A 12,801-nucleotide genomic window follows, 5' to 3' on the forward strand; every position below is an offset into this window, starting at 1 on the left:
CCGGTTTTCCCGCTACTCGACCCGCGCGCCGAGCTGCTCCGCGAGGTCCGCCCGGTCCGTGGTCGGCGCCTGGCAGACGAAGTGGTGGCAGACGTACGCCGCCGGTGCGCCGTCCCGCGCGGTCCGGCCCGCGAGCAGGGGCACCTCCGACCCCTCCTCGCCCACGGCCACCACCGCGCCCGGCGCGGTGCCCAGCAGCGCGGTGCGGTGCAGCGCAACCGTCCGCGCGTCCCCCGCCGGGCCGACCACGGCAACCTCACGCGGCCCGTCCAGCAGCGCCTCGCCGGCGGCCAGGCCCCAGCCGATGAACCGCGGCGCCTGGCCGGCCAGCGCGCCGACCACGCCCAACGCCCGCTCGGCGGCGGTGCGGTGGCGCTCGGATCCGGTGTACGCCGCGTACGTGAGCAGCGCCTGGGCGGCGGCGGTCCAGCCGGAGGGGGTCGCGTTGTCGGTCGGGTCCTGCGGGCGGCGGATCAGCTCCTCGGCGTCGTCGGCCGTGTCGTACAGGCTCCCTGACTCCTCGTCGAGGAAGTGCCGCAGCACCGCGTCCAGCAGTCCGCCGGCCAGCGCCAGCCACTCCGACTCGCCGGTCACCGCGTACAGCGCGAGGAAGCCCTCGGCGGTGTCCGCGTAGTCCTCCAGCACACCCGCGTTCGCCCCGGCCCGGCCGTGCCGCGAGGTGCGCAGCAGCCGGCCGTCGGCGGTCAGGTGCACCGAGAGCAGCAGGTCGGCGGCCCGCTCGGCCGCCTCGACCAGGTCCGGACGGTCCAGCAGCGCGCCGCACTCGGCCAGCGCGGCGATCGCCAGCCCGTTCCAGGCGGCCACCACCTTGTCGTCGCGGGCGGGCGCCGGGCGCTCGGTGCGCGCGCCCAGCAGGCCGGCCCGGATCCGCCGGTAGGCCTCCGCGTCGTCCGGGTCGCGCGGCAGCTGGAGCACCGAGCGCCCCTCCTCGAAGGTGCCCTCCTCGGTCACCGCGAACAGCTCGACCGCCAGCGCGCCGTCGTCCTCGCCGAGGACCGCCCGCAGCTCGGTCGGCGTCCAGACGTAGTAGGCGCCCTCCTTGCTCCTGCCGCTCTCCTCCTCGATGCTGTCCGCATCCAGCGCGGAGGCGAACCCGCCCTCCTCGGTGGTCAGTTCCCGCACCATGAAGTCCGCGGTCTGCTCCGCCACCCGGCGGGCCGCGCCGTCCCCCGTGGCCCGCCACAGGTGCAGGTAGACCCGGGCCAGCAGCGCGTTGTCGTAGAGCATCTTCTCGAAGTGCGGCACCACCCAGTCCGCGTCCACCGAGTAGCGCGCGAAGCCGCCGCCCAGCTGGTCGTAGATCCCGCCGCGCGCCATCGCCTCGGCGGTGCGCCGCGCCTGTTCCAGGGCGGGCTCCGAGCCGGTCCGCGCGTGGTGGCGCAGCAGGAACTCCAGCACCATCGACGGCGGGAACTTGGGCGCGGCCCCGAACCCGCCGCGGGCCGGGTCGAAGCTGCGGCTCAGCCCGACCAGCGCCTGGTGCAGCTCCCGCTCCCCCGGCGCCGGCACGCCCGCCCCGGCCCCGTACACCCGGGCCCGCTCCGCCAGCTCCGACCTGATGTGCCCGGCGACCTCGGCCACCTCGTCCCGCCGCTCCCGCCAGGCCGCCTCGACCCCCTCCAGCACCTGCTGGAACCCCGGCATCCCGTGCCGCGGCTCGGGCGGGAAGTAGGTCCCGAAGTAGAACGGCTCCTTCTGCGGCGTCAGGAACACGGTCATCGGCCACCCGCCCTGCCCGGTCGCCGCCTGCACCGCCTCCATGTACACCGCATCGACGTCCGGCCGCTCCTCCCGGTCCACCTTCACGGCCACGAAGTGCTCATTGAGGTACGCGGCCACCCCGTCGTCCTCGAAGGACTCGTGCGCCATCACGTGACACCAGTTGATTTATCGTCAGAAGCGGTAACCAATGGCAGGATGCGTACCCTACCGAGAGGAGGATGGGTACGTCCCGCCTTGCTGCTTCTGACATCGCCTCCTCTCCCCACTCCCACCAGTCCACAGGATTGGTGGCGTGCTGCTGGAGATACGGCGACTGGGCGTGCACCAGTCGATTCACCATTCCAGCAGTATCCCAGCCGACCGCTCCTAGGCGAGGATGGCCCCTCCAACACGCCGACATCCCGTCAGAGTACGGGTCAGCTGCGGGCCATCCTCCTGCATAGAAGCTCGTGTGATGATCCTTGCCGCGCGGAACGGTGCAGCGGCATCCCGCACGGCCATTTCGGTTCAGGCAGGGCTCAGGAGGTGGTGATCGCCATACCGACTGCCACTCCAGGGCGAGAAAGCCGCATTGTGCCTTCAAGGCTGTACAAGCCTGGACTCGCTGCCCCTCACTCAGTGTCGATGTCGGTCTCGCCAACCTCCTTGTCGGCCGACTTGATACCCAGGCTCTCGATGAACTGCCGCTCCCGCGCGGCTAGTTCGTGCTGCCGGGCGAGGATGAAATCGGTGAACTCGTCGGCCTTGAGATGCTCGATGGACGCGAGGCTGACTCCGTGGGAGTCCAGGATGTCGGTCCGCCCGGCCTCCGCGAGCCTGATGAGCGCCTGCCGGATCGACACGCCCGGCGGCGTCGTCATGACGATCCGGTTGGCGGGACTGGAGGCCCCGGGGACCCCGCTCTGGGTGATGACGTGTCGATATGTCTCGCTGTGCGCCGTCGCCAACTGTTCCAGCACGTTGGCGGTGCCGCCATCGAGGTTCTTCCGGTCCGGAAACGTCTGTAGGTCCCAGAGGAGGTAGGCGCGCACGCGCGCGCTGCGCAAGTCGAAGCGTTCAGGGAAGGAACGGGCCCGCTCAGCGGAGTAGCTGAGCCCGCCCTTGCCCTGGGCGAAGGCCTTCATCTCAGTGATGAATTTCCGGACCTGGGTGGTGGTGGACCCGGCAAAGGTGCCCGCCAGGGACGTGGTCCAGAACCAGTGCCGGAGCTTGACCCGCTGCTCCGCTTCGACCTTGTCGGAGAAGTGGAAGAAGACGGCGAGCAGCATGATCTGGATGTTGTAGGGAACCAGGCGAGCCAGCGGGACCCGGACCTCTTCCCGCAGGAACTCGACCACCTGCTGGAGGATCAGGTCGGTGGCCTCTACCGCAGTTGTGAGCTGACCCTGGACCTTGCGGGCCATCGTCTCCCAGGATGTGTCCCCATATACGTCCTCCTCGCCAGACAGCGCGAGGACGGTCTGGAAGATCGTCATAATCGGGATCTCGCCGAAGCCCGAAGCGGCGATCCGCCCCTTGATCTCCTCCATCCTGTCGCTGAGCGTCTCCGAGCCGATGGTCCCGTAGGTCAGTGCGGAGACCATCTGGTCGGGACGCATCTTCTGACCGCTGCTGTTGATCCTGGAGAAGACCTCGATGGCCTGCTGGAGAGTGCCGCCCTCCATACGCACCACGGAGACCTTGTAGTTCTTCACCCGCTTCGCAATGCGCTCACTCTCCTTGGTGAGGCGGTCGGCCTCCTCGCGGGAGTGGGAGGCGTCGGACAGCGTCCGTGCGTATTCGAGAAAGTCCAGGGTCCCCAGTACGGACCGCATGGGCAGGAAGTGGCTGGGCACCGGCTCGCCACTCTTCTGGTGGCGGTAGCGCACGCCGTCGTGTTCCGACCGGATAAGCGGCCGGTAGACCCACCACATCCAGTCCTCCTGGCGCGCGGACCGCGGGGCGTCGGCTGAGCGGTGGAGGACGCCGAAGAGCGTCGAGAGTCGCTGGTGGCCGTCCAGGACGTAGGCGACCTTCGCCCCTTCCGGCGCCGGCGGAATCCTGAGCCCGCCGATGGTGTCGAGGCTTTCGAGCGGCATGGTGGTCTCCCAGATGAGCAGGCTGCCCATCGGGTAGCCGCGCTCCATGCTGTCGAATAGCTGGAGCATCTGCTCGGGGCGCCACAGGAACGGGCGCTGGAACTTCGGCACCCGCAGCTCGCCCTGCGCGATCCGCTCCAGGACCTGCTCCAGGAAATGGACCTCCGGTACCACGGAGATATCCTTGACCACCTCGATGTCTCCCATTCTCAGATCACGCCCCGAATCGTTTCGAACATCGATCGCAATTCCTGTTTCGCTCCGGGGCCCAAGCTGTCCAGGTCCCGCTCCGATATGCCGCCGCGCCTCACCTCTTGCAGGAACAGGCCGGGCAAGTCCGTTCCGAATCCCTCCTGGAGGTTGATGAGATCCTGCACCGCCACTTCGTCGTACAGATCGCCGTGGCGCGGCGGGATGAAGTAGGTGGTCCCCGGCTTCTTGGAGTGGCGCCCCTTCTGGTCGGCACCCTTCTGCGGCTTCCCCTTGAATCCGTGCTTCATGTCGAAGTGGGCTCGTTGCTCGGGCGAGAAGGTCTTGAGGGACTCCAGGCGCTTGGCCATGGAGGACATCGCGACGGTCTTCTTCGGCTGCCGGGCCAGGACCCGGTTGGGAATGTAGTTCTCCATCTCCCGGAAGCTGAGGACGTGCACACTCACGCCTTCGCGGGCCGCAGCTTCGGCCTTCTCGTGATTGCCGGTCCGGTCCGTGGGGTGAAAACTGTCGCTGTCGATGACGAGGACCACACGCTTGGTGCGGGAGAACTGCGCGGCCTGGTCGACGGCGTGTCGGGTCGCGCCGTCCTTGCCGCCTCCGTTGTACACGCCGAGCCGGCTGCCCTCCTTGGCGTCGATGACGTCCTCACAGCCCAGCAGGCGCGCGAGCGCCTCAATCATCTGCCAATCGTAGGTCGCGTTCTCCACGACCAGCACAGCCGGCCGCTCCAGGTCGCGGATGTCCGCTGCCAGCGTCTCGCCGGCCACCCTGACAACGCCCGTGGTCCCGCCGTGCGGCACCCATGCCTGCGCCATGCTCGCCTTCTGTGCGAGCAGCAGGTAGCTCTGTGCCAGGACCGGGAGGTGACGTTCCAGGAACGCATGGACAGCGTCCAAATCCCGCGGGGAGATCGCCCACTCGTGCCGCGCCTCCCTAAAGAACGCGATCAGCTTCAATACGAGCTCTGCATTCTCGTCGCCCTGACGGTCCTTCAGTAGCTCGACGGGAATCTCAACGCGCATCGTCGATCCGATTCGCCTGCGCGTCCGCGAGAGCGCGCACCTCCTCGAAGTCCTCCGCGAAAACCCCCCGCGGCCAGTAGTCGAGGTTGCCGAGGGCGTCCACCTCGATCCTCCGCAGGGTGGCGGCCCCCTCAACCTGCTCAACGAAGTAGATCTTCACGTCCCCCGGCGCCAGCTTCCGCTCCGCGACCCGCCGGCGCAGCCTGAGGAGGAAGTTCTCGCTGTGCGTCTCTACCAGGAAGCGCACCCGCGACTCCTGTACGGCGTCAACATAGAGATCGGCGATCGCGGCGTGCGCCGAAGGATGGAGATGGAGTTCGGGCTCCTCCACGATCTCGATCACAGGTCCAGCGGGCGGCTCCACGCGGTCTGCAGCCCGCTGAATCACAATCGGCAGGGCCTGGACCACACCGGTTCCGACGTCATCGATGTGGACAACGAGATCGGGATCGCGCACGGAACGCAGCTTGGGGACGTACATCCCAGAGCCGACGTCGGTGATTTCGAGGTGCCAACCGGGCAGGACGCTTTCCAGCAGAGTATTCACCTCACGGCCGATCAAACCACGCCCGTACATCTCATCCGCAGCGAGCATGCCGAGAGCCCTCTCCCCTCGATAGCCTACGCTGCCCAGGGTTCTGGCCAGAGACCGAAAGAAGCGCTCCGGGGTCTTCCTAAACGGCCCCAGATACCGGATCTCGTCAAAGCCTTCCCGAATTATCTCGGTAACTCCGCGGACACCGCCGACGGAGTCCGGCCAGTCGACCGGATCGGGCAGCAGTCCGCGAAAACCGATTTTACCCTCATGGCCGTCGACAAGATACGCGCGCTTCTCAGGAGAATAGGCATCGATGCCGGGAATCCAGGACAGGTTCGTCATCGCCGAGCCGCAGGAGATCTCCAACGAGGAAACCAACTGCATTCCCTGGTTGGCGATGTTCTGGACCTCGACGGCAGCACTGACAGCCTCGCCATCCTCAATGCCGATCGATACACCCAGGCGAATGTGCCCATGGGGTGAAGAGCCGTGGATCAGGTCGGCGAACGATGGAGTGAAGCCCTGGAGGAGGTCCAGGTCCAGAGGGTTCGGCGATTCACCGCGGATACCGATGGACAGAAGCGGGAGTGCTCGCACGACGGCGCTCTTGCCGGAATTATTCCGACCCAGCACGATGGTAATCTTGCCGAGTTCCACCTCCTGCTTCTCTCTGAAGCAGCGATAGTTCTCCAGCGAGAACCTCTCCAACGACATCTGGGCTCCGTTCGGTCACACCCTGTCCGGCGCATACCGCCCAGCGGCGCGTCGGCGTAGCTAGGGCAATACTCTCAGACGCCGGAAGCTCGGGGCACGAGTTTCGCTCTTCCCGCGGCGGAGATGCCCGACATCTGCCTCGGACTTCCAGCTATCCGGCGAGACCGGGCCCCTCCGCACAGCAACCGGCGGCAGAGGTGTTGCGTGCGACAGTGGGCCTGAGCGCCAGGAAGGGGGAGCAGGCCGATCATCTTCCCAGGGGTGCAGCCGGGCCCGGCGCTGGGACTCCTGGGCTCAGCATGTCCACCTCCAGGTGGCCGACTATCTCCTGGGTGTGTCGCCCCACGTCTCAGACGGACGCGATAGGCACGGGCTACTCGGTTGACGAGTTCACTGGCACCAGTGGCAGGCCGCGTACCCGACGCTCAGCAACACGGGCACCCCGCGCCGCTCGGCCTCGGCGAACGCCTCGGGGGTCCACTCCCACCAGTCGACGGGGTTCTCGGCGTGCTGCAGCAGGTACGGCGAGGTCGCATCAGCGAGACGGTTCGGCATGCCTCCATCCTCGCTCACACAGGCAACGGGACGCGCCTGCGGCACGTTCCGGCTCACCAGGGACGAGCCGTCCCCTTCGCCCGAACGATCGTCACAGCACACACCGTCAACTGCGCCGACCACCTGATCGACGTCCTGCCCGGCGAGGTCCCGGCCCGGCGCCGCGCGCCGACCGGGCTGATGCCGTCAGCGGGTGTCCGCCTCGGGCCGGGGAAGCTCGTCCAGGTCGAGCGTGTAGGTGCGTCCGTCGGCCAGCTCGATGGGCAGCTTGCCCGAGCCGTACGTGTGGGTGTGCGCCGCGATGTAGCCGGAGCCGGTGGGCCGGGTGTGGACGACGACCTCTGCGGCGTACGGGTCCACCACCACGTAGACCGGGATGCCGTAGCGGCCGTACTTCGCGGTGCAGTCGTCGTAGTCCTTGCGCGCGGAGGAGACCGAGACCACCTCGGCGATCAGCAGCACGTCCTCGAAGCCGTAGCGCTTGCCCTGCCGCTGCGCGTCCTCCCGCAGGATCGCGAGATCAGGGGCCGAGTTCTCGTCCGCCGGGAAGTCGATGTAGACGTCGGAGACAGTCTTCGCATGACGCCCGAGCGACAGGATCGTGTCGTACTGCATCGACTTGATGGTGCTGGAGTGCTCTTCGCTCTGCGGGGTCATGACCACCTTCCCATCGACTCCGAAGAAGACCACGTACCCGGCGGGGAACTCGGTGTGCATGACCGCATCGACGCTCATCAACGGCTCCTTCCTGTCCCCTCTCAGGATATGGGCCCAGGTCCCGCACGGGGTGCACTGGAAGCCGACGAGGTCGGCGAGGCCGAACGCAGCGAGTCCGTGCCACCGCTTCCGGCATCCCTGTCACGTTCCCCGGCCCGCGCGGGTCAGCTCCGTGAGGGTCCCGAACGGCGGGGCCCGCTACGGCAGGAGGCCGGCCATGACCGCGATCGATCCGAGTTCGGCCCGACCGTTCCTGGCGCGCGGGGCGACCGCGGAGGTGCTGAGCGGGCCGCAGGGCTCGATGCAGCTGCTGGTCGACGGCGCGGACTGCGGCGGTGCGGTGAGTGCCGTCCGCAGCCGGCTGGCCAGGGACACCCAGGGCGCGACGCCGCACTACCACCGCAAGGCCGCGGAGATGTTCTTCGTGATCGAGGGCGAGCTGGAGGTGCTGGTCGGCGAGACGATCACCACCGTCCGGTCGGGCGACTTCCTGGTCGTCCCGCCGCACGCCGTGCACGCCTTCCGCACACCGCAGACCCGCGGCGTCGACCTGCTCTTCCTGATGCCGGGCGCGGACCGGTTCGGGTACTTCCGCCTGGTCGACCGGCTCCAGCGCGGGCTCGCCACGCCGCAGGAGCTGCTCCGGACGCAGGAGGAGTTCGACAACCACTTCGTGGCGAGCCCGGCGTGGTGACGGCGGGACCTACGGTCCGTCACACGCCGATATACCGTCACAAGCCCGACTTAGCACGGAACACGCACAATGGGAACAGGTTTGCGAGCGAATCTGACGACCCAATAGCCTTCGGTCGATCACGTCTCTTCACTCCTGTCACACCACCCGCCGGGATCACTCATGGCCACCTGGCGAACCGGCACAGGGATTCACAACGGAATCTCAGAAGAGACCCGGGCCATGTCCTGACCAGGTTCCCTCGCTAAGGATCTGCTTCCTCTTGACCAGTCACCCGAGACTCACGGCACCCCACGGTGCCACCGGTCGGGCCGCCAAGCGCCGCCTGCCGCGCGCCGTGACCCTCATAGCCGCGGTCGGCACGGCGCTCGCCGTCGTGCCCGGCCCCGCCTTCGCGGACAACACCGCCGCGCCGACCCAGCCCGCCGGCGCCGCTGCCGCGCCGAGCTCGCCGACGGACCTGGCCCGCGCCCAGGCCAAGAAGACCGGCAAGCCGGTCACGGTCGACGCGCTGACCACCGAGACCTCGCTCACGGTGGCCAACCCCGACGGCACCTTCGGCCGGACCCAGAACGTCCAGCCGGTCCGGGTCCAGAAGAACGGCCAGTGGACCAAGACCGACGCGACGCTGACCAAGAACGCCGACGGGACCTTCTCCCCCGCCGCCACCCCCTCCGGGGTCACCCTCTCCGGCGGCGGCACCGCCCCGCTGGCCGCCTTCAAGGACAAGGCCGGCCACCAGTTCTCGATGGCCCTGCCGTTCGCGCTGCCCAAGCCGACCGTCAACGGCAACACCGCGACCTACACCAACGTCCTCCCGGACGTGGACCTGCAGGCCACCGTCAACGAGCAGGGCGACTTCCACGAGGTCCTCGTGGTCAAGAACGCCCAGGCCGCCGCCAACCCCCAGCTCAAGACCCTCAAGCTGGCCACCCGCAGCAACGGCCTCACCACCAGCGCCGACGCCGACGGCAACCTCACCATGAAGGCCGCCGACGGCACCGTGGCCTTCCACGCCCCGGCCCCGGCCATGTGGGACTCCGCCACCGCACCCGCCACCACCGCACCCGGCACCCCGGGCACCCCGAGCGCCCCGGCCGCCCCGGTCCGCGCGGCGGCCGCCGCCGCGGACGGTGCCGCCCAGGACCGCGCCGCCGCCCCGAGCACCGCCCCGAGCGCCGCCGCGGCTCCCAGCAGCGTCGACCCGGTCGGCGCCACGGTCACCGGCAAGGACGGCCCGGCGCACGGCTCGCACATCTCCAAGCTGGACGTCAAGGCCGACAGCTCCTCGATCACCCTGGTCCCGGATCCGGCCCAGCTGGCCGGCGCCACCTACCCGCTCTACCTCGACCCGGCGGTCGCGTCGGGCGGCGGGACCAACCACTACCTGGAGGTCAAGGAGGGCTGCTCCGGCCAGTCGCTCTACGACAACGCCCAGGAGAACGGCGAGGGCGTCGGCTACCAGCAGTGGGACACCTGCTTCGGCCTGTACCGCTCGTTCTACGAGATGGACACCAGCTTCTTCAACAGCAGCATGATCATCACCAAGTCGACCATGACGCTGGCTGAGACCTACGGCGCCGACCACGGCTGCAGCAACACCTGGGGCATCGGCCTGCGGGTGACCGGCGGCATCGGCAACGGCACCAACTGGAACACCCAGCCGGGCACGGTGCAGGACATCGGCCAGACCACCGTCAAGAGCGCCTACTCCGGCTGCGGCACCCAGTACGTCACCTTCGACGTCGCCGGCGTGATGAGCCAGTACCGCGGCTACAACAACCTGACCTTCGGGATCTACGGCCAGGAGAACAAGTACGCGACCAACTACGGGTTCATGCGCTTCAGCACCAACCCGCAGCTGTACACCGAGTACGAGATCGCGCCGAACACCCCGGACATGATCTCGCTCAGCCAGGGCAGCTGCGGGGGCTGGCTCGGCGCCACCGTCTCCGGCGTGACCCTCAACAGCCGCCTGAGCACCGCCATGCCCGGCGTCAACCTGCACGCGGGCACCTACCTGCAGGACGACTCGGCCGACGACGGTCACGGCAACCCGTACGTCGACGGCTACACCACCAGCCCGACGGTGGGCAACTGGGGCGGCGTCTCCAGCCCCTCCCCCGTCAGCTTCGCCGACGGCCACACCTACGAGTGGTCGGAGTGGGCCAACGACGGCTACATGGACGGCCCCCACACCTCCCCCTGCCGCTTCACGGTGGACGCCACCCCGCCGACGCTGACCGTCAACCCCAGCACCGCCTTCCCGGCGCTCGGCAGCGGCAAGACCCCCACCGGCCACGCCGGTGACACCCTGAGCCTGCAGGTCACCGCCAAGGACCCCGTCCCCACCTGGGCCTGCACCCGCGCCGCCTCGCCCTGCCGGGCCAGCGGCGTCGCCGGGGTCAAGTACGCCCTGGACGGCAACATCCCGGTCAGCGGCGCGCAGACCGTCACCAGCTTCACGAACAACGCCGACGGCAGCGTCACCGCGACCATCAACGTGCCGATCCCCACCAACCAGTGGGGCACCCACACGCTGAACATCTCCGCCTACGACAACGTCGGCAACTCCGCGGCCACCATCCAGACCTACAGCTTCTACGCGCCGTGGAACCCGGCGGCCAAGGTGGCCACCGGTGACGTGGACGGCGACGGCACCCCCGACCTGCTCACCGCGAACGCCCTCACCGGCGACCTGGTCCTGCTGCCCGGCAACAAGGACCAGAACGCCCCGCAGCAGGTCGTCTCGACCTCGGCGGGCAGCCCGGACGGCACCGGCTGGAACAACTACCTGATCGCGCACGGCGGCAGCCTGACCCAGTCCGGCATGGACGACCTGTACGCGTACAACAAGAACAGCAAGCAGTTCTACACCTACGCGAACGACTCCACCGCCACGCCGGCCGGCACCCCCGGCCACTTCAGCCTGACCCAGGGCGTCAGCCTGGTGACCAGCAGGCCGGGCTGCCAGGTCAACGGCACCGCGGACTGCACCAACTACCCGGCGGACTGGACCAAGGTCCAGCAGATGATCAGCCCCGGAACCCTGTCCACCGCGGCCAACCAGGCCGCGAACCCGGGCCAGTTCGTGGCGCAGTCGCCCGACCTGATCACCGTCGAGAACAACCAGCTCTGGTACTACATCAGCGGCTTCAACCCGGCCAAGGGCCACCTGTCCTTCGCCTACCCGCTGGGCACCGGCGACTGGTCCAAGACCACCCTGGTCGGCGTCGGCCGGGTCGGCGGCACCTCCACCACGATCAACGTGCCCGCCAACGGCAGCGTGCCGGCCCACAGCTACACCGACATGGCCGGCGGCAACCCGGTGCTCTGGGTCCGTGACAACACCACCGGTGCGGTCCACGACTACCCGCTCTCCTTCGCCGTCAACGCGTTCGGCAGCTACTCGCCGACCTCGCTGCTGACCCCGCCGGCCGGCGCCTCGCTGGTCTCCGCGATCACCGCCAACGGCCAGAGCTACTGCGCCGACGACGGCGGCGGCGCGACCGACGGCGCCCTGGTCCGGATGTGGACCTGCAACCAGACCGCGGCCCAGACCCTGACCTACGGCAACGACAACACCCTGCACATGGTCGGCAAGTGCCTGGACGTCAGCAACGGCGGCACCACCCCCGGCACCAAGGTGCAGCTGTGGTGGTGCAACGGCAGCGCCTCCCAGCAGTGGGTGGCCAGCCCCACCGGCGCGCTGAAGAACCCGGCCTCGGGCCTGTGCCTGGACGACCCGCAGGGCACCACCGACTCCACGGTCAGCCTGCAGATCTACACCTGCAACAACAGCAACCCGCAGAACTGGAACTTCGCCACGGCGTTCCCGACCGGCCAGCACATCCTGAACGTCGGCCTCAACGCCGCCGCCTACCCGACGGTGACCACCCCGGGTGACACCAACGGTGACGGCAACCCGGACCTGTACGCGGTCAGCAGCTCGCGCCAGATCTTCGCCTACCAGGGCACCGCGGCCGTCAACGGCGACCCCAAGCTGGCCGGCGCCGCCTACCAGGGCATGGTCACCGTCAAGATCAACCCCACCCTGACCGGCGGCACCGTGCTGCACCCGGGCGACACCGTCTTCTCGGCCAACACCCGCCTGGTCATGCAGGGCGACGGCAACCTGGTCCTCTACACCCTGAAGACCGGCCAGCCGATCTGGAACACCGGCACCTGGGGCAACCCGGGCGCCTGGGCCACCATGCAGACCGACGGCAACCTGGTCGTCTACAAGCCGCAGACCGACGCCAGCGGCAACCCCGCCTACCCGACCCCGGGCAGCTCCGCCAACGCCCTGTGGAGCTCCGTCACCCCCGGGAACAACGGGGCCCGGGCCGTGGTCCAGGACGACTGCAACTTCGTCATCTACAACACCGCCAACAGCCCGATCTGGAACTCGGCCACCTACAACCCGAACCCCTGACCGGCCTGTCGCACCGCGGCGGGGGGCGCCGCCCGCCCCGCCCCGCCGGCGGGCCCCCCCGCCCCGCCGCCACAAACACCCCCCCGCCCCCC

At 68.8% G+C, this 12,801-nt stretch carries 6 protein-coding genes and 2 pseudogenes; 2 read left to right on the forward strand and 6 right to left on the reverse strand.

Translation table 11 applies throughout. The features are described 5' to 3' along the window. Positions 1-12 precede the first annotated feature (12 nt). The 6 genes and pseudogenes from ACFW1A_RS11405 to ACFW1A_RS11430 all read right to left on the reverse strand — a co-directional run bounded on the left by ACFW1A_RS11405 (position 13) and on the right by ACFW1A_RS11430 (position 7,598). Positions 13-2,083: pseudogene (locus ACFW1A_RS11405) on the reverse strand (thioredoxin domain-containing protein). A 271-nt stretch (positions 2,084-2,354) separates the two neighbouring features. Continuing rightward, positions 2,355-4,028: a DUF262 domain-containing protein gene (locus ACFW1A_RS11410; RefSeq protein ID WP_380407554.1), complete on the reverse strand. Its 1,674-nt coding sequence runs from the start codon at positions 4,026-4,028 to the stop codon at positions 2,355-2,357. A gap of 2 nt (positions 4,029-4,030) precedes the next feature. After that, positions 4,031-5,056, reverse strand: coding sequence for a hypothetical protein (locus tag ACFW1A_RS11415; RefSeq protein ID WP_380407555.1), 1,026 nt, complete (start codon positions 5,054-5,056; stop codon positions 4,031-4,033). Continuing rightward, positions 5,046-6,308, reverse strand: coding sequence for a DUF3696 domain-containing protein (locus tag ACFW1A_RS11420; RefSeq protein WP_380407557.1), 1,263 nt, complete (start codon positions 6,306-6,308; stop codon positions 5,046-5,048). The genes ACFW1A_RS11415 and ACFW1A_RS11420 overlap by 11 nt, the downstream gene beginning before the upstream one ends. Positions 6,309-6,704: 396 nt before the next feature. Beyond that, positions 6,705-6,863 (reverse strand): annotated as a pseudogene (locus tag ACFW1A_RS11425) (DUF255 domain-containing protein); the annotation flags it as partial. Between the two features lie 186 nt (positions 6,864-7,049). Continuing rightward, positions 7,050-7,598, reverse strand: a complete 549-nt coding sequence (locus tag ACFW1A_RS11430; RefSeq protein WP_380407559.1) for a Uma2 family endonuclease — start codon at positions 7,596-7,598, stop codon at positions 7,050-7,052. A 199-nt stretch (positions 7,599-7,797) separates the two neighbouring features. Between ACFW1A_RS11430 and ACFW1A_RS11435 the strand changes: the two genes are divergently transcribed. Next, on the forward strand, positions 7,798-8,274 hold the full coding sequence (locus ACFW1A_RS11435) for a cupin domain-containing protein (protein ID WP_380407561.1): 477 nt from the start codon (positions 7,798-7,800) through the stop codon (positions 8,272-8,274). Positions 8,275-8,536: 262 nt separating this feature from the next. After that, positions 8,537-12,709 carry a ricin-type beta-trefoil lectin domain protein gene (locus ACFW1A_RS11440; protein ID WP_380407563.1) on the forward strand — a complete coding sequence of 1,391 codons (4,173 nt, stop codon included), beginning with the start codon at positions 8,537-8,539 and terminating at the stop codon, positions 12,707-12,709. Positions 12,710-12,801 lie beyond the last annotated feature (92 nt).

The sequence above is a fragment of the Kitasatospora sp. NPDC058965 genome, from assembly GCF_042741245.1.
GTDB lineage: Bacteria > Actinomycetota > Actinomycetes > Streptomycetales > Streptomycetaceae > Kitasatospora.